This window comes from Photorhabdus heterorhabditis (assembly GCF_018448905.1).
Taxonomy (GTDB): domain Bacteria; phylum Pseudomonadota; class Gammaproteobacteria; order Enterobacterales; family Enterobacteriaceae; genus Photorhabdus; species Photorhabdus heterorhabditis.
Genome location: NZ_RCWA01000014.1, coordinates 91,295 through 114,206, shown reverse-complemented (window position 1 = coordinate 114,206; position 22,912 = coordinate 91,295). Strand labels below are relative to the sequence as shown.

Sequence of the window (22,912 nt, the reverse complement as noted above, 5' to 3'; positions counted from 1 at the left end):
CTGAAACAACACTCGGAAAAGCCCCCACATCCCCGGCACTTAAACTGACATCCCCACTCAACGCCTTGCCATTCACTTTCCGGCTGTTCGGTACCGCATTATTCGCCTGATTCACCGTCTCCACCAATCCGAGGTTTTTCACAAACGCATTTTTATCAGGGATGTCGGCACCGTTTTGGTTTTTTGAGAGCTTAGTGTTGGCGTTGTTGTTTACATCAGTAACTAACTTCTGAGTGGCTGCAAGAGTATTACTGTTACCTGTTTTGTCTGTGAGTTGGGTTATTCCTTTTTCTGAGAGAGTGGCGTCTCGTACTTCTGGTAACGCATTTTTAATTGCTAATGCCAGATTACTTTTCAGCGCGTCAATATCTCCATTATCCAGAACATCTCTACCTGATTCTTTCGCGATAAAATCAGCAAGAATATGGGTAATAATAGATGACTGACGCCATGCTTTATTTAATTCACGTGACTTTGCAACACCGGCGCTAAATCCATTAACACGCGCTGCTAATACCGCATATTCTTCATTTGATAATACGTTAGCACCCTCGGCTATACCGAAGGTTAGAAATTCATTCTTCGCCATTATTTTACTCTTAATTTAATAGAATGGGCCAACCGCCGACATCGAATCCGGCGATATATTTACTGTCTGAATCGAAACCAAAAATAACTCCCTGATTTTCCGAGTTGGTATAATTATTAACTCTGACTGCTCCGGGCTTAATATTTAAATATCCTTGCTGGATGACAGCTTTGACGACTTCGGGCACAACTCCGCCAGTAACATAAACATCCATTGACATATCTTGGTTATCAACGAAGAATATTAATACCGATTCATCTGGAATAACACCCTGATAAATTTCCGCAAGCATTTCATTTGTACCGTCCCAGTGATTTGCACGAATTTTTGAGCGTAATATTGTTCGGTAAGTTTCATCGTCTAATTCAGTAAAACCGGAATCAGAGTCATATTGCCGTTTCCAGCTACCTTCATCTAATCCAACCCCTTCCGTATCAAACGCAAAGTACACACCGACAATGGGTGTTTTGACATATCGAGAAAGCCCAATCCATTCCCCCACAGCGTCTAATTGAACTCCTACGGCTTCATCAATTGAAAACTGACTATTCAGGAGTTGCGCGGCGTTAATAACGTCAGATAGTGGCCGGGTAATGAAATCGATATGGGTAACAAATTTATTTGTAGTTCTGTGTTGAGGAGTAATAAGTGATAAATAATCTCTCATCTTCACCTCGCTATTAATTTGATATGCTCTGGCTTGCATGTAACCGCTTCATCAAATGTCACAATTAAATTGCCCGGTGATATATCATCCTCAGACCTGCCGATTTGTATTTCAAAAATATCATAAGTTAATCCCTCTTCATCACGTAAATTAGCGGGAGAAAATAAACGGCTTAAATAAACATTATCACCGATTAATTGCGCATCGATATAACTGGCAATGGCTGACCGAATTCTGTCACCCACCAGCGTTGTATAGCCCTCAAACGCTGTCAAAGTTATTTCAACGAAGACAGGCACGTCTTTAGGTCGGGAAAAGTGAATCGGGTGAAGAATGCCATAGCTATCCGCAACTTTTATCTCCGTATCGCCAAATGTACCCGCTCCCGGTCCTTTCTTGGTTTCGATCACTTGAGCGATTAACTTAGCGTCGCCCCCATCAACAATCATTGCTATAGAGTGTGGCGGAATGCCGTTGTTGTCCGTCACGTTTGTATCATTCTCAAACCCACGCCGACGAACAACACCGGGTATCAGGCTAATGGCACCCTGAATTCCATCGAGCACGGTTCTTGATGGCAGCGCAACAGATTTCCGCTGCCGTTCTCTCAATGTCGTATCGGACTCAATCGGCTGGCCGGGCGTAGCGGCGGAAGGATTTGTTACGCTCTGCCATCCCTGCGTTGGCGTGCCAATGATAGAAACATCCCCGACTAACGCAGTAACATTGCCTTTCGTTTGACATGTAGCAGTAGCGATAACAAAGCCGTGTATGCCGATAGATGCGGTACTTGGTAAACTCCAGCTATAGCCGTTGATATCTCGCACGATACCGTTTTTCACAACGGTGCCGACTGTGCCGACTAACTTAACGTCAACTGTTGAGTGCGTGGATTTATGCCGGGTTATCCCATTAATCCTGACATTGTTAGATAACGCTGCGCCAGTTGCTGACGCCGGGCTAAACGAGTTGTAAGCCGCGATAACGGCATTATTCGCATCATGTATCGCTAGCGCATAAATTGCTAGCATCTGGCCGTCTTTACTATCCGGCTCCAAATAAGCATCAGCACCGTATATCTGACGAGCAAACTCAGTGATTTTGTTCAAAATTGTCTGGTAATCAGGCGCACTGATGCCGCTCGCAGTCACTGAGGCAGCAAGCCCTAACGTATCTAGATTTAACATTATGCCTCGCTTGTTACCGTAATTTGTCCGTATAGGGTATCGATAGTAGCGGTGAAGGTGAGGCGGCGTGTCGTGCCGTCATTGCGTGTATCGAAAGAAAGAATCGACTTAACACCTTTGGTCTTTAATATTCTGTCACGAACGGCAAGGATATAGACATCAGATCGCTGTTTTCCAAGCACGGACTGTATATAGGGAGTACCCTCTTTCATGTCTAGGAACCAATCCCCACGCCATAACGCCAGCCGGGTTTTGACTGCTTGGGCTACAGCTTCGGGCGAATTCGTCAGAAACGTATTATCCCCTTGTCCGAAACTGTAATCCCCGTTCTCGTCCTCACGTCGGTATCTCACTGGGGACCTCCCGTCTTACTTCCGCCCGATTGCACACCACTATGCACATGATTTTTCAGGCTTATACCCGCTGCTGTTACATCGTTACTCACGGTGACCGGGCCTTGCATCGTTGCCGTTCCGCCACCAGCCCCCATGCCCTGTGATAAGTTGCCGTTAATGGTGACGTTGCCATTCAGGATGATGTCAGGTGAGGTGATTTCGGTACCACCATTAGCAGTAGCGATAAGTTTTGCCGGTGTGATAACCGTGACATTATGACTATTGGGATCGAGTTCAATATACGCTGCGCCGTCATCACTTCTCAGTTGCGCGGTGTGAGTGCTAATGCCTGCTATTTTTCGCTGTTGAGACTGCGGACCGATAATAGCAAAGGCATCAGATAAGCTGTGTTGGCGGTCGTCTGCCGGTTCCTGTACGCCGCCAGATTGCCACCAGAAATCAATGCAGCGATCGGCAAATACCACCAGGCACTCATCACCCGCTTTTACCGGGAAGGTTAACGTCACGCCACCGCCCCTTGGGAAGATAACCGGCACGTCCACCAGCAGGGGCAAGGATACCGAGGTAGTTTTCCCTTCAGCATCAGCAATACCGCTTTTAATCGCAGGCTGAACAACACACGTGACCGCATCCGCATTAAATGACTGAATAATGCCGGGGATCGCAACTCTGAGCTGAGAAGAGAGAGAATGATTTATGGCTTTCAGTGTTTCGGATAAATCGCCGGTTCTGGATTCGGTTGATACGGGCATGGGAAAACTCCATAAAAAAACCTGCCGAAGCAGGTCTATATTTTTCTTGGTAAAAGGATTATGCGCTGACATGGTTAAGCAATTTCAATTCTTGCTCACTTAGGCACTGGAAAGAATCTTCTACCATGCGAATAAGTCTATTCATGAGCTTATCCATACGTGCGTGAGCATCAGGTATCACCACGGCTATAACTTGATAATGATTTTCGTAATACCAATGTTGGGCGTAAACCAGATAATTGTCACTTTTCCTGTTATGTAGCATCACATTTGCCGGCCACGGTTTTTCATTTAGGGGGCGAATATGTAATTTCCATATCCCTGACTCCATAGCCTTCATGTTGAACTCAAAGCGTCCTTGGCACCCAAGCCAACCTGAAACTTCTTCTGCATCACTCAGATATTTAGCTAGCATGGCCGCGTAATCATAAGCGGCTGTGTTGAAAAGCAGATCCTCTGCCACACTGACATAGACCATGCTTAACCCCATGTAGGTAATGTAATACCAAGCTTTTTATGCGAGAGATTCACCAATTCTTTATAGCTTTCCGCATCGGCTTTCGGTGTGTACTCACCTGCATTAGCTGGCAGGTACTGTTTTAACGTTACTGCAATACGCAATAAAACGTTTCTGTTGTTCGCAAAAACCCGCAACATTTCATGAGAATGCGCTTGGAATAGTTTGACGTGCGGCCCCCATGCGGGTGAATATTCCGCAAGAATACAGCTTAATTTCAAGAGATGAAGTTGACTCGTAACGATTTTTGCAGCGGATTCGTAACGCTCAGCGACATCACGAATATTTATACCGGACTCGATCCCGTCGCGGTCAATGGTTTCAAGCAACTCAAGGCCAATTTGGGCATTCTCTTTCAGGTAGGCAAGCGCCATTTTAGATTCAGAGAAATATGACATCGCCTCTTGAGCGGTCAGTATCTTTTGCCCTGATCTATCCTGTACCAGTTGCGTAATCGGCGCAGAAAGATATTCTGGCAATTTTGCTAACTGATTAGTATCAGGGAGCGGCGTTAGCAACATTACTAACGTTGTCATTCCTACTGCCATGTGAACCCCCTTATGAAACAAAATAGTACTAAAGAAGTACAGTATACTCACTTCCCATATCGCCGATAAGCTTATCTTTTAATTAATCCGCCACTTATCACTTTTACGTTTGCAAGAAAGGCTTCTTGAGCTTCTTTATTATTTAGGTTTAATGATAAGTTTCCGTTCTCATCAACAATTATCTTTCCATCACTTGCCGTGGTTCCGTGAGCGGAGGTTCTTGTGATCCGCATTAGAATTTTATCAGGAGGCGCAATAAAGTAACGCATCACTCTTGCTAATCTAGTCATAGTTCCCTCCTAACTCGCAATGGTGATAATAGTTCGATTGAACCACTAGTTCAACGCATTTAACAATCAAAGTTGTATTCTTATTGTTCTGTGATGTATCAAAATGTTTCAGATTTGCCACCCTTGGCCTGTGTGACCTCGCAATAAAAAACCGCACATAGCAGCATGGCTGATCAAATATCAGGATTTTCAAAAGAATTGACTGACGTATATTCATTATGCTTTACCAAAGTCCCTTCGATAGTCAGCGTAGCTTTTTCATTGAAAATAAGAATGCTGATAACTCTCAGCAAAGAAACAATCACTCTTAATTTACTGGCATAGGAGCCATTAAACGTTATGTCTAAACCGGTATTCACAATAAAACTCTCCAAAGCGGTTAGTGATGAGATTCTTACTGATTTAAAAAACCTTATTCCTGAAGAAGAAAGAAGCATATCAACTATCGTCAGAACAGGTGACTCTGTTAATGTCGTATCAGTTGTGCAAGCGGTTATTGTTGAGATCATTCACTCAAAACCCGCATGCCTTATGATTGCTTCGATACTGTGCGCATGGATTAAAGCCAAGCATGGGAAAAAGGTTAAAATTAAGAAAAACGGTGTAACTATGGAGTTCAAAAACCTAACATCCGCCGATCTTGCTAAAATATTAGAGCAAGAACCGGGGATTGAGCTGGCTGTGGAGGAAAATAAGGAACCTCAGGCCCCTACAGAAAAGTAAGACGCAAAGCCCTTTACGGGCTTTATAGTTTAATCCGCCACTTTCTTACAAGGAAACGAGCCAATAATTTTAGGCGCGTCCATCGCGTTCTGTAATAGCTGGACGTTCAGCCACGCTTTGCCATTACGCTTGATAAACTGGAAGCCATACATGTTGCCGTCGCGGGCGGGCATGAGGCCCATGTCTGTTTTAGTGTTGGCATAGTCACCCTGTGCTTTAATAAAGGCGATTTTTTGGGATGTTACCTTTTCCCCATTCACTCGAATCATTCCATCATTATCATTTACAGCTATATGATAACCAGAACATTGGAATGCTGCATTTGCTGTAGATATTGCTCCTGTAAGAGCAATCATAGTTAATACTAAAGTATTTAATTTCATTGCAATTAATTCGTTTTATTGAGATTAGAAGATGACCATAAATCCGCAGCCCCACGTGCCTCACACATCATTTCTTGGTACCACGTATTGCCGCGAGTATCACCAGTATACATAATGCCTCTGACAATATACACGCCGTCCGTTGCTATGCTTGCTGGAGGATTAGACACGCCGCTGACGTAAAGGTTCCCGTTATCGTTTTTTTCTACGAGTTTACTTTCCCGTTGCTGTTTATGATCTTGTTGCTCTTGTTGCTCATCACCCGATTTATTTACAACATCATTAGGCAACGCCGTTCTATATACCGAACCCTCATCTAACTGAATTAAGCCATTTACCCGGATATTCGGATTAATCAAGCACTTCACGTTAACACCTGCACCAATGGTCTGTTGCGGCATACCAATTAACCCGGTCCGGCTATTTAATACCACAACATTGTGTACGGCCATTTCATCATTGATCATCTCCACTTTACCATCCACAAATTGCCATTTGGCCTTACATTGCTGCGCGATATTGTCTAATACATATCGCGCCTTTTCGAAAAACATTTTTCCTCGCGGAAAGACGGTATCCGGCATTTTGGGTTTTGCCCCCGCGGTAATACCGTAAGGTTCAAGGCTGCGTAAAGCGAGGTTATAGACATCATTCAGGGTATACCCCGCCGCTAATGTTTGATTGACGAAAGCATGAATAAAGGCTTCATTGCCATCACACGCCTGAATGAGCGTATACGTATCAGTGGGGTTATCCCTCCCGGTCATCGTATAGCGAATATCCCCGCTGAAGATCTCACCATAATTTTTTCCGTCCCGATGTCCCGTTGTACCCGGCTCCACGTGTCTAGCTTTACCAACCTCGCTCTCTGGAACGGTAGGCGTTATTCCATCATAGCCAACAATTAACTTTATTTTTGAGAACTCACTACCTAATATGCGATTGCTGGTATTTTTGGAAAGATTGTAAATCTTTAACGTCGCCACACGTGGATTGCTAATATTGAACCACTCAATATTAAAGGTCACTCTAAAATCCGATAAAACGATCCCTTTACCCTGATCATCCAATAGCATTAATTCAAAGTGACGTAACCAATTCTGACTCATATTTTTACCTTATTGTTGTACAAAATAAAGATGGCTGGATAACCCAAGATTTGTGCTTGTTGGATATTCAGCGCTGTCGGCATCACTGGCAATAACTAACATCCCCTCTATGCCAAGATAAGGATATTGTTCCAACAGATTAATACCGGGTATGAGCGGTGCGCCCACCAGCATGTCTACCCCTGATTTATCCTGAATATCCATTACCCAACCGGCGCTGTCCCGGTAAATCAGGCGCATTTTCACATTCTGATCACCCAGCTTTATTGCAAAAAATTGGTTGCTTGCTGTGAGCGGAATTTCAGAGACTTGCATCAGCCGCCTCCTTTTACATAGCTTTTAAACGCATTAACGGCACTCTCTTTTATTTCTGACAAAACAGATTCATTAATGGGTTTCGGTGCTTTAGTACCCGAATTCTCAACAGCCGATGTACTCACCCCGGTCTTCATTGATTCCTTTTCTGCCACTTGTACAACCTGTGTAGATGAAATAATCACTTCACGTAATGTCAGAGTACACAGCAATACGTTCTCACTATGCCGGTCCGTCGTGACTTCAATCGCTTTGATTAGCATGTTTTCGTAAGTGCGTTTGCCGGTAATAACTTTAAACGGCTCCCGCAGCTCTTGGAGATCAAGAATTTTCTGATAGGTTTCTTTCGGGCTTAAGCCCATGTTCAAGCCAATCTTGGAGGTATCAACAAAGTCGAGAAGCGAACCCCCACCAGCAAATCCCAGTTCCATCGTGATTTCTGATGGCTTTTTGTAGGCGTGGTCACTGACCGCTGCCCCGATTTCCACCGGATGCTCGGTGATTTCCAGTGCGTCCGTATGCTTTTCAGCGATAACGACACTCGGCACAAGCAACATGCTTTCAGTGCCAAACGACCGGGTTTGTTGCTGAAAGATGGCAGATAAAATATCCATTAGCTCACCTGTTGTATCAGACGGGAATTTACTGTGACTTGACGATCCGCGATTTCATCCGCTGTGGCTTTCGCATCAGTGGCCCCATGCACTGTAATGTTAGTGGTTTGCTGAACACCGCCACTGCCTGCAATAGCGGCTTTACCCATCAGCTCACTAGAATAGGGGTTACGACCATTTTCATGATGGATGATGCCGTTCATCATGGCTGTCAGTGTCTGCGGGTCCTGCAAATTCAATTGTGCATTTTGATCAACACCTAACCATTTTGACATACCGGCAATATAAGCCTCAGTGTCATTTTCGCTCGGCGGCGCATATGTCGTGATAATGTCGCGTATCGTCGTGAGTCCACGACTGGCGTATAACGTCAATTGACGAGAGAGCGCTCGCAAACCCTCAAACGCCGTTTCAAATCGGGCAAACCGGCCACCGGGGCTTTCTAATGTTGCGCCGCGTTGCCCCACGAAATTCAAGTTGCCGGGGTTGTTATTGCGTAGCCCCATTTCTTTGTATTCGGGTGAAGGGGGCGGTGTAGGTGCGCCGGGCATACCGGGGATATCTGCTGTAACGGGATTGGGTAAGCCGCCCTGATGTTTGTTCGCCCAATCGTTGTCGATACCCAGCCATTTGCCAAAGTCCCCAATCCCGCGTTTTATCTGACGGGTATTGTAGTCCCACGATGATTCGGCACTTTGTTTGATATTGCCCCAGTCACTGTATAAGTATCCACCATAGGCCACCAGCCCTAACAACGGGGCAAGATCGGCGAGCAGGGGCGCTAATGCTGCGGCCACTTTCGCGAATCCCGCGAGCATTTTTCCCGCCCACGTAGTTGCAACAATCCCACCGAGAATTAAGAATGCAGTTTTCCAGCCGCCAATCGCTTTAACGCCTTTTTTAATCCACCTCCCGATTTCCTTAAACGCACTAATCGCGAGATCGATTTCTTTTTCCCATTGACCCCAGTCAATCAGACTTTTGCCACCCTCTTTCCATGTTTTATAATCATCGTAGAGGAGAAGAAGCGCCCCGATTAATACGGTTATCATGCCAATCGGTGACATCAGGAACGCGCTATTGAGTAGACGCCATGCAACGACGATAGCCCCGAACATAGCAATGAGCATCTTGCTGCTTTCATCCAGTCGCTTCCACCAATCGATAACATCTCCAATACCCTGAGCTACCCGGTAAACCATCCTGCTAAAGACATCAGCGAACCCTAGAATGCCTTTGATAATCTTGGTGAGTGTGGCTTCAATTTTTGGGAAGTTATCCAGTATCTTCTGACGTAACGCGTCGAAGGAACTCGCTAAACCACCCGCAAGATTGGCGCCAATCTTATCCCGAAGAATACCCAGTAGTGCGTTAAAGCCGTGTAATGCCGTGGTAAATTTATTCGCCTGTTGCGCGGCTTTATCGGCATTAAACCCGGTTTTCTGCAACATCATCTGATAATCAGCGGTGAAACCTGCCAATCCGCGCCGCATAGCCATTAAGGTATTTTCATCAATACCCAACATCTGGGCATACTGATTGGCCCGATAGTAAGGCATATTGCTAAGTTTCTGGCCGACCCCTGCCAATACGCTCGCAGCATCCCGCATCTGACCGGATGAGTCGCGAGTCTGAACACCAAGGCGATTCAGCCAGCCCTCAGCGCCGGGATTATTGCGCATAAACCGCGCCATGTTTTCTAACGCACTTTGCGCAGCTTCGGCGCTGCCCCCCATCTGTGCAACGGCATAACCGAGCGCTTTGATGCCCTCCACCGTAGCGCCGGTACGCTGTGACTGCCAGTAGAGCTTATCTAAGCCCATTGCAATTTTGGTTGTAAAGCCGACGATAGTCAGTGCGGCCCCTTCAACGGCTGCACCCACTTTCAGCACGTTGGCGGTAACGCCTTTTAACACGGCTTCAAACTTGTTTTTTCCTTTCTTGTCTACATCAAAACCCAGGCTAATAAGGAAGTCTTTAATTGTGTCAACATTACCGCTCATGGGTATCTCTCCAGCGTGCTATACGGGCCTCGTTATCGGCTTTTAAATCTAACCAGTCGTTCATGCGGGCGATATCAGACAGGTCAACAACGCCGCTTAAGAGATCGGGATATTGGATATAGCCGGCGTCAACGGGGCGCATCAGATAATCTTCCCCGTCCGGCAGGTAATCGAGCACTAAGCCGCTGGCGGGAGTGGCGTCTCGTTGTCGGGGAGTGCGTGCAAAAAATTTCCCAGTGAATCCCCGATCACTCTCGCGACTAGCTGCAACAATGTTGGCAGGTCAATGTCATCGAAGTGCAATGCCCCCTGCGAGAATACAGCAGTCCACCCTTTGCCATGTTGCCGCGATACAACTGATAAGCAGGGGTAGAGGATCGCATTACAATCTTCGTCGCTTAAGTCAGAAACGGCTTGTGCGATTTTAGGCAGCGCCTTCTCTAAAGCGCCCTCCATATTTCTATCTTGCGCCATTGTCTGTACGGCGCGAATATCTGATACCAGCCCCGCTAATACCGGCAGTAATTTACGCGATACTTTCAATTGATCGAACACACTCAGCTTTGCCGTGCGATATTGAATACCGTTAATTTCAAATTCCATCGTTAGAACTCCCCTAGTACCTGGTCTATTTTTATGCAGTCAAACACCCACGCGACAGTACCACCGTCTTTAGCATTGGTGTAATCCGGTTGCTTCTGAAAGGCACAGCCCCGCGCTGTCGTGATTTCCCCCGATACGTGGTTGCGAATAACAATCACGTTATTCCCCCATGTACCTGATGACAGCGATTGCGCGTTGTAAGCGAGTGACAATTTTTTATTGGTCGGCGAGGTTTTCAGTAAGTTCACTGTGATAGAGCCTGACTTACCCGCATGCAAGGAGTGCATCCCTTCACCATCCGCGCCGATAGTCATGGTGTTTTTGGCCTCGGTCATGGTGACGATGATCCCTTCTTCCGAAGTGGCTGACCCATATCCCACATCAATAACGCCGGTCGGCCCTGTCAGGGACGCCGAAACATCCATAAATGAATAGGTTGACATGTTTACCTCTTATCGAACGACATTAATCAGTACATCTGCATAGTGGACTGCACCCGCCAATTTGATAGCGCACTGAATAACCGGTGCTTTTCGGGCTTCCCTGTCAGCCTGTGCCTGTGTCGCAATTGCCGGTGCATAGACGTAATAACCCTTCGTTAATGTATCGCCGGATTGAATCTGTCCAATGTTCCCGCTATTCCAGATGCCCGGTGCCACCAGCCCATTAGTCACAGCCTGATCAAGTGACTGCTCAACGTTAGTCAGTAAGCGCGTCACTCCGGCATCAGTCTGTGGGATTTTGCCGGTACTGGTGTAAAGCAGGTTATAAAGATTGTTCTGAACGTAGTTCTGCAACCAGTCCAGACCGTGGCGCTCATCAATGAAATCCCCGTTCGCCATGACACCTTCCTGAATAATGGCCGTGTCGTTGTTGTATTTAACAAACACGTTGCCGTTTTTCTTCTTCAAAGCATTAGCTTGGGTTGCTGTGAGGCTTTCGGCGGTTACGGCCGGTTCCTGTTTAAATTTCAGGGTAATGGTGGTGTTATTACCGTTGAAGTTAACCGTAAACATACGACCCAACAGAGAAGCCACGGTACAGGGTTTACCCGATGAATACTGCCAGAGTGTGCGCTGATAGTTGCCCGCTTTCAATCTTGAGCCGATATCGGTATCAACATCAGCATCCAATGCCGCTGTTTTTTGTACGGTATGTCCATAGATACGGGACACAGATGTAGATTCGATGTAGTCGGCAACAGACAAAACATCTTCATCCGTCAATGTACCCTCAGCAACCACCAGCCCATACCAGCCACTTGACGTAGCGCCCAATGTTGCCACGGCCTCGGCAATAGTTTCTGCTTTGGCCGGTTCAATGGCGGTAGCGCCCGATCCTGGGTTCAACTTTAACAGGTCACCAATATATGTGCCGGTCGTTGCTGATGAGACATAACCTAGGGTACCCGATGCTTGCAGTGAAATAACAAAACGGGAGGTATCCCACGTCACCGCGCAATCTTTCAGCTTTTCCGCTACCCGTTGGGCCACACCATTAAGATTGGTCTCTTTACTCAAATCAATGCCGCTGTATACCGCTTCTTTACCGTTAATCGCTAACTTAAAAGAACCATCGGTGATAGCCGTAAAATTGCTGATGGCTTGCTGTTGCTTCGTCAGTATTGCACCTTGCAAAGAAGCTCCGACATTGCTTTTAGCCCAGCGGCCAATATATAAATCGACAGGACGTGGTGACTGGGAGTAATAAAGCGCTGCGGCCTGATACTCTGGGGTATCCAGCCCAAAATCAGCCCCGACGCCATCGATATCGGAATACAGGCGTAACCGCTCATGGGTATCAATCACATTGCTTGCACCCACAATCAATAATGCGCCGAAGTTTCGGGATTGCGCGGCTCGCGGGGCCATGTTTATCGTGACATTGACGATATTTGAAACAGGTAATCCCTGCATAATTTACTCTCCAAAGAATTTAACCGGCGCGTCCACCAGCGATTTAACACCGTATTCACGCTCGACTTTTCGCCGCAAGGTGACCGTCATGTCATAGCGACGCACCCACTGGTTATTGATAAGTTCGGGCGCTGAAAAAATACGGCTGTAGTGGCTGAGTGACAGACCGATTTGATTTAACTCGGCGTTGTTGGGGCTAAGCGTGATCCCGTCGCGGAATTGCGTGCAATGATGTTGCCCTGCTGGACCGTAGAACGAGATAAGGCATTCGATTTTCTCATGTCGCCACAATTCGGTACTTTTATCCGTTTGATTAACAAAAGCAGGATTATCATCGGAAACTATCGACGAAATCCCGAAGGCACACCAGTTAGCATCGTTACCCGGAAAAATCCGGGTTTCGTCGTTGGGTTGCCATTTCGGAAACATCATCTTCCCCGGCAAGTCACTCACCGAGCTTATCCAGCGTGACAGCTTCCTTTCTACTTCACGGTCATAGTCTGGGGCTGACAAAGGTGTGAGCCAGCCCGGTTGTTGTGTGCTATTACTCAACAGGTATCCCCCCATCAAAGGGCAACAATTCACAGTGAGCCTGCACGAACCCGGCCCCGTAAGCGGTATACGGATCAACAGATTTAACCAGATAATCCCGGTTTTGATACGTGACCACATCACCCGTTTTACCGGTTTCACCTGCGATTAGGCGTGTTGTTGTAATAATCAGAATATTACCGCTGACGACTTGCCCGGCTATTCGTATCTGGGCCTCAAGAGAGCGGTCAACGGTCACCACCCCGGCAAAACCTTTTGTGTTTTTTTCCGAAGTGGCGAACCCATCGTCATCGACAATGACCGTCCGCCTGGTATATTTCAGTGTCGTATCGCAGAAATCGGGATCAAATAAAACATCAGTGACGTCAAGAAGTGGCATTTTTGTTCCTCACAACATAGTTAATTGAGCGAAGCAAGTAGCCGTGAGCGTAAAGCGGCTTGTCGCCCGGTATCCCTTGCCTGCGCCGCGCTTCTTTTGTCGCGTCAGCAATCGGAGTCAGTCGGTCACCGTCGCTGATGACTTTCTTTGCCCCGTCACGGGCAATCTGTCCCGCCCGTTCCAGCTCACGGATAGCAGCATCCTGCTTTCCTTCCAGTGCAAATTCTGCCGCCGCTTTTAAATACAAGGCTGTGCGGTCCTTGGTGTCGTCAATACCGATCTCAAGGAATGGTCTGGGATGGAGCGTGACAGTTTCGCCATCCAGTTCCACTGTTGCCCCTGTAGATTGCAGATAGCCAATTTCTGCGTTGTTCAGCGCTTCCCCTTCTTCGCGCGTAGCATTTTCGGCCGGGATACCCACCAGCACATCAAGACCGGACAGCTTTTTGAGGGATTCCAGTACTGCTACCGCATTGTCCGCCTTGATAGTCAGACCACTTTTCATAACAGTTGTCTCCCACCCGCGCCGAACATAGACCACCACCAGAAGAACTCTCTTCCGTATGCTGTGTTATTCCAGAATCCCGCATCAGGGTTAATAATGCCCGACACGTCATAACTGACGCTGACTTTATCGACTGATTTTGACGTCGCCACGCCACCCGCTGCCGTGTTCACGCTGCCGCTGATAGCCGCACCTGCAATAGTTTTCCCTCTCAGTTCGACGTAATGTGCCGTGAAGAGTTCACAGAGATAGACGAACTGATCACCATGCATGTTCTGGTCGAGTAACTTATCTGCCTGGCTGAGATAGAAATTGATTGCTGCGTTGGGGTAGAAAGTTTCGTCGGAAAATTCGGGAAAGTCGGCGCGGAATTGATCAACTGTCGGAAGAAGGCTGTTTTTTACCATTGCCAGCCCCCGGTTTCTTTTCAGTATTGTGTTCTGTCAGGGTTTTGTCAGATTTAACTCCTATCTGAGCCTTCATTTCCTCTAAGGCATTATTCAATTCAGAAATGGTCACATCCTTAGCTTCTATCTGGGACTTAAGATCTTCATTCTCAGCAACCAGTTTCTCAATCACCTCTTCCAGAAAGGCCGAAGAGCTATTTACGTCCTTTTGTTTCAGCTCGTTTTCATCAATTGGCTGGGCGTGGGCTGAAAACGCCCAATGTTTAATGACTTCATCGTGAAAGCTGCTAATGCCCGGTTGCAGTTCTATTTGAGTGCCGTCTGCAAAATTCAGGATCGCTTTCTTTGATACAAGGTATTTCATGTCAATCTCCATAAAAGGCGGAGGAATCCCCGCCATTAATCAAGATGCCGGGATGTCAAGATAGGCGATAGTATTCGCATACGGCACTTCGACTTGCCCTAACCGTCCGTAGTAAGTTGTCAATTGATACAGGCCGCGAGGTTCAAGAGGCGTGTTCAACAAAGGCACCAGCGGGAAGCGGATATACTTCTCTTCTTGGGTATATGCTACGATACGATGGGCACCGCGTGCACCGCGCTTAGAAGCCCATTTCATTGAAACAATCTCTAGTGGCTCGCCGTTTTCCTGAAAAGCAATCGTGTTAATCTTGATATATTCCAGTACAGAGATATTGCCCGCGTCTGAAACTTTCTTGCTGACTAACAGACCGAACAGCTCCGGCGCTAACCCGATTTTGCGCGGACAGACAGCGTAGCCCGATGCCAGCCAGGCATCCGTCAGCAAGATGTTGATATCAGCAACGATATCGTCCGGGGGCGTTGCTTTCGTCCATGCCGCAGCCGCCGCGCGGGGGGTGACTTGAGGCAAATTAAGTAAACCGGTCATGCCCAGCTCGGCGTCACCAATATACACTTGCTCGTCAACGTCCATGTTCCATTTCAATTGCATGGCGTCGTATTTTTGAGTGTCAATTGGACGCCCCACCTGTTGAGCGGATGCTAATTCTGGCAGTGTCCAGCCGATTTCCATCCCCCACAGTGTTAAAGGTTGTGGAGTTTTCTCAATGTTCAGGCTGATACCGGCAACGGCAGTCGAGTTCTTGCCGATCCAGTTTTTGCCGTTCGGGTTAACCCCGCCCATTGCTGCTAAGTCGGTGTTAGTGAAAGATGAAACCTCATCTGCGATAGACACATCTGAACGGAGCGACATGTCGCGGTTCCATTTGAAAGAGACCAGCGGCAAATTAAGCGTCTGATCAACGCGCTCTAATTCCCCGGCAAGAAACACACCGGTGGAATCTCTCGTGGCTTTATCGATAGTAAACATAGCGTTCCTTATTAAATGTTATATGCAATTTCGATATGGCCTGATGCATCACCCGGCCCCATCACTTTGACTGCCGGTAGTTCCGGTGTATTTTCAGCGGTCTTATCCGGCATAATAAGAAACGATCCCAATGGACTGTCTGCTGTTGCGCCTTTCACGCGAACATAGACTTTTCCGCCTTTCTTTGCGCTTTCTGCACCTTTTACAGCGACCGCCATATAGCCACGCTTTAAGATGTCGCCAGTCGTGCTCGCTTTTATTCCAAGATGCGCCATATCCGCTTGTGACTGGATAGGGTAAGGACGAACCAAAATGCCCACTACGTCATCTACCGTGTCGCCATCGACTAGCGGTACGAATTTATCGCCGTTGTATTTACCCGCTAGCCCGTACTGTCCGAATACCTTTGTTTGGTCAAGAATTGCGGGTTCAGTGGTCAAATCGCGCAAACGAGTGACCGTTCCGTTAAAGCCAAGCGGCATACGGGTTAAATAGGATGTTCCTGCCATGTGTGATTACCTTATTTGTTGCGTTTCCAAAAGTCGGCGTAAACTTTGTTCAGTTCTGCCGGGGTGCGAGCGACCGGATGAGCGTGATCGCCTGTGCGTGTTGGAATGGGTTGGATATTGTTTTTTGCTTTATTAACTGCAACTGCCCCGTTGAAAACAGCATCGACAGTGACTTTCGGTGCCTTGGAATAATCTGAAATGCCGAACGATTTCAGATAAGAGCTATCACCGGTGCGTACAGCGTGATTAAGAACCTGACGCTTAAGCCCTTTATCCCCCGTAGGTTTAAAGCCCGGACAAATAATCTCCGCGTCAGCAATGATGTTGCGACGGTATGCAGCATCACCAGTGACTTTCGCATCTTCCTCTTCATCATCAGGGTTACTGTCCGCCGTTTTTCCTTCAAGCGTATCTAAACGGGTCGATATGGAATCCATGAATTTTTGCGCCCATTCTGGCACGTCGTTATCCTCTGTCTTTTTTTCAGGGTTGCCGGGCGTGTCATCAACCGTAGTACGCTCCGCAGTCGGTAATGCTGTTGCCTGCGCTGGTGTGTTCATATTGATAGTGACTCCGGGAATAGATGCCATCCCACTGGAGGGAAGTTCCGGCGCTTCATCGATAAGTTTATCTAACGCGTCGTCGTCTCGTGTCTTAAGGGCTTTCGCCACATTTTTAAACCATGACATAACAGGTTTTTCCTTCTTAAATTTGAATGGGGCTGAATCCCCGATGGCACAGCGACCACCAGCCCGGCCTTTTTTAACAATGGCAAGATGGTTTCCTGTGATTTGGTATTGCTTGCCCTTGCCTGGCGCTATCTGCTTATATTGCGCGTCATAGCCGCAACTAACGTCTGTCATCCCTGCGTTTATTGCATCGATGGCCTCTTGTCGCTTAACCAGCACGTCAGCGACCAGCAAATCCGACTTATCGCCGGTACCACGACGCACGTTTTGAATATGTCCGTGAGCCAGTTCAGAAAAGTTTAAGGGATTGACAAAAACAATATCCCCGTTCTCGTCTTCGGGATGGTCCAGAGTGACGGCCACCCCCTCGAATGACGCCATTGTCTCCGGTGAAAACACTTCATCTTCGGTGCGATAGACTGTGACCAATCCACTAGCATCGGGTTGTAAATCAATTTCTTCGGGCAGGTAAGTTTGCGTACCCGTGCGGGCTATCGGTACGTCTTTACACAGCAAAGAGCCATCGGCCTGTAGATAGCGTGTCTCTCCAAGCTTCGTCGTAAAAAAATATTTCATGGGTTACCTGCTAATTTCAGGCAATAAAAAAGCCGCTATTTGTGGCCTGTTATTCTCTCGGCGGTGGAATGTGAACTTCCGGCCAACATTTACAATTGGGTAGACATCCCGCATGGCCGGTCATGCCGTCCAATGTGGGCGGATCTTCCCATCGTACAAATTTATCTTTCATCTTTCTGTGCGAGGGTCGCGTTCCTGCCCCTTCAATGCGCCACCAATAACCCTCAGAACCCACAGAGAGAGCACGAGCCTGTGTAAGGGCCGTTGTCGCTCTGCCAATCTCCGTACGGGCTATCATCCTCGCCCGGCTCGCCGCGACGTTCCCAGACTCCATGATCATTTGATAAAGTTCATCTGGCCGTTCGCCATTGATAACGGCCTGTATTACCCTATCCTGAATCTCTTTAACACGTTCGGCAGCTTCGAGCGGTAGTGATTTCATCAGTTGGATTTGCCGATAAACAATATCTTGAGTGACCTGGCCTATCGGAGTATTTCCAACCACATCACGCAAACCCTCTGAAATCTCTTGCGACACAGAACGCCACTGACGCCACTCTTCACCCTCCACTTGCATGAACATTTTATGCGCGACGGAAGTAATCCAATCGTCAAGAACCTGCGAGTAGTCGATAAGATGACCGGAGATGGTATCCGCGCTAGCTTGAGAACCATCGTAAGAGCCAGTGATGATCTGATTTATTTTGCTGACTATCGCCTGTAGGCTTTTGTTGTATTGAATTTCCGAACGTCGGCGGAGGGCTGGTTTCAGATTCAGACTCCTCCCACTGCGTTTTCGCGCTTTCAATGTCTTCATCTGTGATTGAACCCCCGATGCCGATAATGTCAGCCATGTTGCGTAAATCCGTCATTGCCGCATGGATGGGTAAAATCTGCCGGTCAACAAGCGTTCCTATCGCAGACGCTACGTTGTTCGCCATTGTTGCCCTATCCGTGTCTGACATTTCCCAAAGTTTGTTGAACTCAAACGTAAAATCATTAGGAAGCGGCTCGCCGAATAGTGACCGATGCGAGATATCCAGCAACCATCTCAATGGGCGGCGGAGACGTCTTTCTTGTAGTGTGTTAACCCGACTGTAATAGTTCTCTAAGTCACCATCACCTGTGTTAAACCCGGATGGAGACTGACCAAACAAACGCACAAGCGGGATACCGGTAGCCCCAGAGACTTGTTCAGCAAAGCGCAGGATGACATCAGCGATACCGGCAAATGAATAGCTGTGCGTCTGAAATGTGTCGCTGGCATCCATGATCGTCATGCCTTCGATTGTCTGGTACTCGCGTATCATGTCCATATGTTTCATTAAACCTTCTTTCAGCGAGCCACCCGTCGCCAATATTTTCCTTAAGCCATCAATGCTATACGTCCGCAAGTGCGCTTTGTGAATGAGCTGAGTCGTGCCTACAGTGGCTGTGTCGAAAGCCTGAACTCGCTCGAAAATACGCTCTACAACCGACATCCCCCAGCCGTTTTCGGTCAACGCTTGCTGAAATGGCAGTGTGTCACCCTCCATTCTGATGACGCGGGAATGGTGAATCTTCCAAGGCGGAATTCCCTGTTGATTAATTACCACATTATAGAATTTGGGTTTTCCGAAGTGCGGGCCGTACTCTTTTACCAAGTCACTGTCTGTTGGCTTAACTATCCACCTGTCAAGACACATCACGCCTTTAAATTGTCCTTCCTTGATGGTTTCAAGATTAAGCTCTGTTGATGGGTCTTGTCCGTCAATCAGTACTACCAGCAATGCGCCGCCGTAGAGCCGCGACCATTTCAGTGTATTGTTTAGTTCGTCCCAAATCCCAATATCTTCCCAGAACGTTTCCAGCCTTCCTTTCGCATCCGGTTTCATCCGTGAACTGATTGATATGCCTTTGCGCGTCATATCATCCGCCATGGCGTCCACGCCCGCGCCAATTAAGAAGGAGCTGCGATAGCCAAACTCAATCTGTACTCTGTTGCGCGAGATATAACCGGGAATGTATGTGCCACCGGTTTGGATGTTCGAGGTATAGCTGCCCAGTTTTGCCGTAAAGTTATTGTACCCGTCAGCAGTCCTAACGGGCTTTTTTGCGTCGTTACGACGATTTTTGCGGGTCATAGCTCCCTCACTGAAATTTGTTAAAATTCGGCACTTTTTAACATAATGGTTCTTAGGCGCACTGCGCGATCAGTACTCATCACCCAATAGCAACAAGATGTTTATTTATCAGGGTCTTCGATTCAAAAATGACGAAAATTAATTGCATAAATCGTGCATAAAACAGGGGTAAAAATGCATAGCCGTTTTTAGGCTCCAAACGGCTATTTTTGACAGTTTTCTATTGTTGCTTTCCCAATGCCGCCCAGACGCCCAAATCACCCTCGCTGGTGATATAACCATCCAGCGAATAACGTACCGCATCCCATAAATGGTTATGTTTGTCGAGCACCACCGGCAGGACTTCACCGGTCAGTCGGTCAGTCTTGTATGAATAGAGTCTTGCCTCATCAATCATGTGCTTACAGCGTTCATGAATAATGATTTCTTCAAACCCTTTTAGGTAAGTGATCCCGTCCTCGACACTTCCGGGCCATTTTGTTGCGCCGTCAATGATGAACCCCTGACGCGATAAGTAGCTGATTGTTTCAGGTCGGCTGCAATCACCATGAATAGGCCACTTTCTAGCCTCTGGAATTGAGTCATAGAACTGGGGCATCTCGTCCAATTCAACTCCGACGCCATAGGCTTCATATTCAATATATAGTTTGGTACCGATGATGAAGCAGCGAATTAATGTTGACGGGTCATTAGCGAAACCGAAGTCAGCCCCATAGAAAAGCCGGTCGGCTTCTAGCCACAACTCATCAGAAAATGCTTCAACTCGGTACTTGCCAGAGAAAATAACCGCTTCACTGAGTGCTTTTGGCAATCCAAGCCAAATATGCTCATACGCTTCATAGTCGATGCGTTTGCAATATTCCATCTCTTGTCGGAGTACGTCAGGGAAAAAAGCGTTATCGCAATAGTTAACTTTTCGAATAATCACACCACCATCGGGCGGATCTTCCTGATGCCGGATCATCAGTTTGTATGTCGGGTCTTCCTCTTCGCGAGGATTAAAAGAAACCCAGACTTCGGATTTATTGGCGCGAACTGTCGGACCGAGGATATCCCAACTATCTTGTGATACCGTTTGAGCTTCCTCTACCCAACAGATCTTAATGCCATGCATCGACTTGATGCTTTGAATATTGTTTCGAAGACCTTTAAACGTGAAACGAGTGCCATTCCGACCTTCTATCTCGTTATTCTTGACTTTGTAGAAGTGGGACAGCCCAAGATCAATAACTTGTGCTTCAAGCAGCGCAAGGACGGAATCGTTAATAGAGTTTTGGAATTCGCGCGCGCAGAGAATAATCATTGGCTCTATTGCGCCCAACAATACCAGCGCACGGGCAATCTCTACCGATTTACCGCCACCCCGCCCGCCATACGTCCAACGCCAACGGACAGAACCTAATGCTCGGTCATATAAAACCTCTGTCGCCCAGTCACTACTAAAGGCGTACAGAACACCATCAATTATGACCGGGCTATCTGTTTTCCCTCACGGAGCTTCTCCATGTGAGAAGCCCACACATCAGCCGGGCAACTCGCAGGCGTGACAATACAGACTTTGCCATAACTCAGGCCAGCGAGATCAACATTGACCTCAGTTTTATTGCTGCTCATGTCGATACCGGTAAGTTGCGCGGCATTTTTAATATTTGGGGCAACCTGCCCGAATTTCTTATCTGCTAACGCTTCCTTCCCAGCACGAAACGACAATTCAGCCAAGTGTCCAGCATTGAATGAAACAAGCAACGCCGCTTCGTTTCTCAGTTCTCGAATGCGGGCTTTTATTTCCGGTCTGCGTATCAATATGGATGATTGAGAATCAGCACGGGCTGGAGAGTAACCCGCACAAATTGCCGCCTCTTTCATCAGCATACCCGCCGCTATGTTTTGAGCAAACTGTTCGTATTGCGGCTTTAGAATCCCTGCGGTTCCCTGCGAACTCTCTGCGAACTTTTCAGACTCCAAGATATTACTGGTGCTACTTGCTACCTGACTTTCCGCTTGGTTCGCATCAGGTTCGCACTGCGTACTTTCAACAATAGTGCGAACCCATCCCTCAGTTTTCGCTCTTTTTCGAATCGCTGCATCACTGATGCCATATTGTTTGGCAATCTCCCTGATTGAGAGAAGGCCGGAACGGTAATCACGCTCTATTCCCTCCCAGTCAGTATTTTTTGCCATCTCTTTCCCTTAAATAAAAAATGCCGCCGAAGCGACCTATTATCTGATTATATGCCTGCTTTGTTAACCCACTCAGGCGGTGCGGGTTTCTCGCTTTCCACAGTCAAGAAAAATTGATATGTTTGTCATTCCACAGTCAAATGAGGAGTAACCAAAATGGCTAATTACTTAGTTAGAGTAGAAATATATGATGCCGATTATAGTGACTATGAGACATTACATAAGAAAATGTTGGCAATTGGTTTTTACAAGTACATTAAATATTCGGACGGCAAGTCTCACGATTTACCTAGTGGCACATATTTTGGTAAATCTTCATTATCACCAAGTCAGATAAGAGATAAGGTGAAATCAGTAGCAAGTCCGCTATCTAGTAAAGATCCCTCTTTATTCGTTTGTAAATTCCAAGCCAGTGAGTGGTCCTCTTTACTTTACGCTTCAGAATGATTCGTTACATTCAGCTCTAGGCTCTTCACTCTCCAAGGCCACAAATGCTTTTCTTACATTGTGGCCTAGAAATCTAATCACATTAGGATCTAAACCAAGTTCATGTTGATATTTCATTCTCAGCATATCTGCTAATACTTCACGTGCCGTTACTTGTGACTCGATTGTTAAATCTTCAAATTTCATTTTAAACCCTCGCTAAACCAAAAACAGCTGTAATCAGAACTTTCTACTTTTCAGTCTGATAAATCCCCGGCATTTTAAATACCACACCGGAGTGAATAACTACTATCGAGCACTCTGTCAGCAGAATGCTCTGAATTAGTGACTACTCTTCATCTGCTGATGAAATCTCATCTTCATCAAACCAGCCCTCTGCCGCCCGACCGTCAGAGGCACGATAACTGATAAAGTAGTTATTGATGTGATTTGTATACTCAGCGCGACCTTTAACCTCACCCACTTCAATGCTGATATTGATTTTGACAGCCTGCTTTAAATTATATCTAAACATTTGATTTTTCCTGTTTCTGATAATAAAAGCCTCTGACTATTCAGAAGCTCATTAAGTTTTAAGTCTTTTCTTACGCTCTTACTTTTGGTTTCTCAGCCGAGTATTTA

At 47.0% G+C, this 22,912-nt stretch carries 34 protein-coding genes; 2 read left to right on the top strand and 32 right to left on the bottom strand.

Annotated features, from left to right (window positions below):
- The 9 genes from EAE89_RS11250 to EAE89_RS11210 form a co-directional block, all read right to left on the bottom strand.
- A partial coding sequence (locus EAE89_RS11250; protein ID WP_244866367.1) for a phage tail protein occupies nucleotides 1-589 on the bottom strand: 589 nt, incomplete at its 3' end.
- A gap of 10 nt (nucleotides 590-599) precedes the next feature.
- On the bottom strand, nucleotides 600-1,256 hold the full coding sequence (locus tag EAE89_RS11245) for a baseplate wedge 1 family protein (RefSeq protein ID WP_214085852.1): 657 nt from the start codon (nucleotides 1,254-1,256) through the stop codon (nucleotides 600-602).
- A 2-nt stretch (nucleotides 1,257-1,258) separates the two neighbouring features.
- The gene (locus EAE89_RS11240) at nucleotides 1,259-2,446 is read right to left on the bottom strand and encodes a baseplate J/gp47 family protein (RefSeq protein WP_214085858.1); all 1,188 of its coding nucleotides are present in this window, start codon (nucleotides 2,444-2,446) and stop codon (nucleotides 1,259-1,261) included.
- On the bottom strand, nucleotides 2,443-2,796 hold the full coding sequence (locus EAE89_RS11235) for a contractile injection system sheath initiator (protein ID WP_214085851.1): 354 nt from the start codon (nucleotides 2,794-2,796) through the stop codon (nucleotides 2,443-2,445). Before EAE89_RS11235 ends, EAE89_RS11240 begins: the two co-directional genes overlap by 4 nt.
- Nucleotides 2,793-3,551 (bottom strand): phage baseplate assembly protein V, encoded by a 759-nt coding sequence (locus tag EAE89_RS11230; RefSeq protein ID WP_214085850.1) that lies wholly within the window; start codon nucleotides 3,549-3,551, stop codon nucleotides 2,793-2,795. Before EAE89_RS11230 ends, EAE89_RS11235 begins: the two co-directional genes overlap by 4 nt.
- A gap of 58 nt (nucleotides 3,552-3,609) precedes the next feature.
- Nucleotides 3,610-4,029 (bottom strand): type II toxin-antitoxin system YafO family toxin, encoded by a 420-nt coding sequence (locus EAE89_RS11225; RefSeq protein WP_188093318.1) that lies wholly within the window; start codon nucleotides 4,027-4,029, stop codon nucleotides 3,610-3,612.
- A gap of 2 nt (nucleotides 4,030-4,031) precedes the next feature.
- Nucleotides 4,032-4,604: a hypothetical protein gene (locus EAE89_RS11220; protein ID WP_214085849.1), complete on the bottom strand. Its 573-nt coding sequence runs from the start codon at nucleotides 4,602-4,604 to the stop codon at nucleotides 4,032-4,034.
- A gap of 83 nt (nucleotides 4,605-4,687) precedes the next feature.
- Entirely contained in the window at nucleotides 4,688-4,906 is a 219-nt protein-coding gene (locus EAE89_RS11215; RefSeq protein ID WP_149616213.1) for a hypothetical protein, read from the bottom strand.
- Nucleotides 4,907-5,079: 173 nt separating this feature from the next.
- A complete protein-coding gene (locus EAE89_RS11210) occupies nucleotides 5,080-5,265 on the bottom strand; it encodes a hypothetical protein (RefSeq protein ID WP_149616212.1) in 186 nt (61 codons plus the stop codon).
- Here EAE89_RS11210 and EAE89_RS11205 point away from each other — a divergent pair.
- Complete coding sequence (locus tag EAE89_RS11205) at nucleotides 5,246-5,629, top strand: hypothetical protein (protein ID WP_149616211.1); 384 nt, start codon at nucleotides 5,246-5,248, stop codon at nucleotides 5,627-5,629. The two genes, EAE89_RS11210 and EAE89_RS11205, sit on opposite strands and share 20 nt — an antisense overlap.
- Before the next feature lie 29 nt (nucleotides 5,630-5,658).
- On the opposite strand, the gene EAE89_RS11200 is transcribed toward EAE89_RS11205, so the two are convergent.
- The 21 genes from EAE89_RS11200 to EAE89_RS11100 form a co-directional block, all read right to left on the bottom strand.
- Nucleotides 5,659-6,012, bottom strand: a complete 354-nt coding sequence (locus EAE89_RS11200; RefSeq protein WP_214085848.1) for a hypothetical protein — start codon at nucleotides 6,010-6,012, stop codon at nucleotides 5,659-5,661.
- A gap of 5 nt (nucleotides 6,013-6,017) precedes the next feature.
- Nucleotides 6,018-7,121, bottom strand: coding sequence for a baseplate hub protein (locus EAE89_RS11195; RefSeq protein WP_214085847.1), 1,104 nt, complete (start codon nucleotides 7,119-7,121; stop codon nucleotides 6,018-6,020).
- A gap of 9 nt (nucleotides 7,122-7,130) precedes the next feature.
- Complete coding sequence (locus EAE89_RS11190) at nucleotides 7,131-7,436, bottom strand: phage baseplate plug family protein (protein WP_214085846.1); 306 nt, start codon at nucleotides 7,434-7,436, stop codon at nucleotides 7,131-7,133.
- Nucleotides 7,436-8,050, bottom strand: coding sequence for a phage baseplate protein (locus tag EAE89_RS11185; RefSeq protein ID WP_149616208.1), 615 nt, complete (start codon nucleotides 8,048-8,050; stop codon nucleotides 7,436-7,438). Before EAE89_RS11185 ends, EAE89_RS11190 begins: the two co-directional genes overlap by 1 nt.
- Nucleotides 8,050-10,053 carry a lytic transglycosylase catalytic gene (locus EAE89_RS11180; protein ID WP_214085845.1) on the bottom strand — a complete coding sequence of 668 codons (2,004 nt, stop codon included), beginning with the start codon at nucleotides 10,051-10,053 and terminating at the stop codon, nucleotides 8,050-8,052. The genes EAE89_RS11185 and EAE89_RS11180 overlap by 1 nt, the downstream gene beginning before the upstream one ends.
- Nucleotides 10,043-10,195, bottom strand: a complete 153-nt coding sequence (locus EAE89_RS11175; RefSeq protein ID WP_214085857.1) for a DUF6889 family protein — start codon at nucleotides 10,193-10,195, stop codon at nucleotides 10,043-10,045. The genes EAE89_RS11180 and EAE89_RS11175 overlap by 11 nt, the downstream gene beginning before the upstream one ends.
- 35 nt (nucleotides 10,196-10,230) lie before the next feature.
- On the bottom strand, nucleotides 10,231-10,656 hold the full coding sequence (locus EAE89_RS11170) for a phage tail assembly chaperone (protein ID WP_214085844.1): 426 nt from the start codon (nucleotides 10,654-10,656) through the stop codon (nucleotides 10,231-10,233).
- 2 nt (nucleotides 10,657-10,658) lie between these two features.
- Nucleotides 10,659-11,099 (bottom strand): phage structural protein, encoded by a 441-nt coding sequence (locus tag EAE89_RS11165; RefSeq protein ID WP_149616206.1) that lies wholly within the window; start codon nucleotides 11,097-11,099, stop codon nucleotides 10,659-10,661.
- A gap of 9 nt (nucleotides 11,100-11,108) precedes the next feature.
- Nucleotides 11,109-12,572, bottom strand: a complete 1,464-nt coding sequence (locus EAE89_RS11160) for a DUF3383 domain-containing protein (RefSeq protein WP_214085843.1) — start codon at nucleotides 12,570-12,572, stop codon at nucleotides 11,109-11,111.
- Between the two features lie 3 nt (nucleotides 12,573-12,575).
- Nucleotides 12,576-13,127, bottom strand: a complete 552-nt coding sequence (locus tag EAE89_RS11155) for a phage neck terminator protein (RefSeq protein WP_422615510.1) — start codon at nucleotides 13,125-13,127, stop codon at nucleotides 12,576-12,578.
- Nucleotides 13,117-13,503, bottom strand: a complete 387-nt coding sequence (locus tag EAE89_RS11150) for a head-tail adaptor (RefSeq protein ID WP_214085842.1) — start codon at nucleotides 13,501-13,503, stop codon at nucleotides 13,117-13,119. The genes EAE89_RS11155 and EAE89_RS11150 overlap by 11 nt, the downstream gene beginning before the upstream one ends.
- The gene (locus EAE89_RS11145; protein ID WP_214085841.1) at nucleotides 13,490-14,008 is read right to left on the bottom strand and encodes a hypothetical protein; all 519 of its coding nucleotides are present in this window, start codon (nucleotides 14,006-14,008) and stop codon (nucleotides 13,490-13,492) included. Before EAE89_RS11145 ends, EAE89_RS11150 begins: the two co-directional genes overlap by 14 nt.
- Nucleotides 14,005-14,415, bottom strand: a complete 411-nt coding sequence (locus EAE89_RS11140; RefSeq protein WP_214085840.1) for a DUF4054 domain-containing protein — start codon at nucleotides 14,413-14,415, stop codon at nucleotides 14,005-14,007. The genes EAE89_RS11145 and EAE89_RS11140 overlap by 4 nt, the downstream gene beginning before the upstream one ends.
- Entirely contained in the window at nucleotides 14,384-14,779 is a 396-nt protein-coding gene (locus EAE89_RS11135) for an STY1053 family phage-associated protein (protein ID WP_214085839.1), read from the bottom strand. Before EAE89_RS11135 ends, EAE89_RS11140 begins: the two co-directional genes overlap by 32 nt.
- Before the next feature lie 39 nt (nucleotides 14,780-14,818).
- Complete coding sequence (locus EAE89_RS11130) at nucleotides 14,819-15,766, bottom strand: DUF2184 domain-containing protein (protein WP_214085838.1); 948 nt, start codon at nucleotides 15,764-15,766, stop codon at nucleotides 14,819-14,821.
- Between the two features lie 11 nt (nucleotides 15,767-15,777).
- A complete protein-coding gene (locus EAE89_RS11125; RefSeq protein WP_214085837.1) occupies nucleotides 15,778-16,275 on the bottom strand; it encodes a structural cement protein Gp24 in 498 nt (165 codons plus the stop codon).
- Nucleotides 16,276-16,286: 11 nt separating this feature from the next.
- Nucleotides 16,287-17,540, bottom strand: a complete 1,254-nt coding sequence (locus tag EAE89_RS11120; RefSeq protein ID WP_214085836.1) for a DUF2213 domain-containing protein — start codon at nucleotides 17,538-17,540, stop codon at nucleotides 16,287-16,289.
- Nucleotides 17,541-17,589: 49 nt separating this feature from the next.
- Nucleotides 17,590-18,123, bottom strand: a complete 534-nt coding sequence (locus EAE89_RS11115) for a phage head morphogenesis protein (protein WP_214085835.1) — start codon at nucleotides 18,121-18,123, stop codon at nucleotides 17,590-17,592.
- Nucleotides 18,124-18,199: 76 nt separating this feature from the next.
- Nucleotides 18,200-19,663 carry a DUF1073 domain-containing protein gene (locus tag EAE89_RS11110; protein WP_214085834.1) on the bottom strand — a complete coding sequence of 488 codons (1,464 nt, stop codon included), beginning with the start codon at nucleotides 19,661-19,663 and terminating at the stop codon, nucleotides 18,200-18,202.
- Nucleotides 19,664-19,883: 220 nt separating this feature from the next.
- The gene (locus EAE89_RS11105) at nucleotides 19,884-21,116 is read right to left on the bottom strand and encodes a PBSX family phage terminase large subunit (RefSeq protein WP_214085855.1); all 1,233 of its coding nucleotides are present in this window, start codon (nucleotides 21,114-21,116) and stop codon (nucleotides 19,884-19,886) included.
- An 11-nt stretch (nucleotides 21,117-21,127) separates the two neighbouring features.
- Entirely contained in the window at nucleotides 21,128-21,844 is a 717-nt protein-coding gene (locus EAE89_RS11100; protein ID WP_214085833.1) for a terminase small subunit, read from the bottom strand.
- Nucleotides 21,845-22,000: 156 nt separating this feature from the next.
- Here EAE89_RS11100 and ghoS point away from each other — a divergent pair, with 156 nt between their 5' ends.
- Nucleotides 22,001-22,291, top strand: coding sequence for a type V toxin-antitoxin system endoribonuclease antitoxin GhoS (gene ghoS, locus EAE89_RS11095; protein WP_214051799.1), 291 nt, complete (start codon nucleotides 22,001-22,003; stop codon nucleotides 22,289-22,291).
- On the opposite strand, the gene EAE89_RS11090 is transcribed toward ghoS, so the two are convergent.
- Both EAE89_RS11090 and EAE89_RS11085 read right to left on the bottom strand, forming a co-directional pair.
- On the bottom strand, nucleotides 22,283-22,477 hold the full coding sequence (locus tag EAE89_RS11090; RefSeq protein WP_214085832.1) for a hypothetical protein: 195 nt from the start codon (nucleotides 22,475-22,477) through the stop codon (nucleotides 22,283-22,285). The two genes, ghoS and EAE89_RS11090, sit on opposite strands and share 9 nt — an antisense overlap.
- A gap of 142 nt (nucleotides 22,478-22,619) precedes the next feature.
- A complete protein-coding gene (locus tag EAE89_RS11085) occupies nucleotides 22,620-22,805 on the bottom strand; it encodes a hypothetical protein (RefSeq protein ID WP_214085831.1) in 186 nt (61 codons plus the stop codon).
- Nucleotides 22,806-22,912 lie beyond the last annotated feature (107 nt).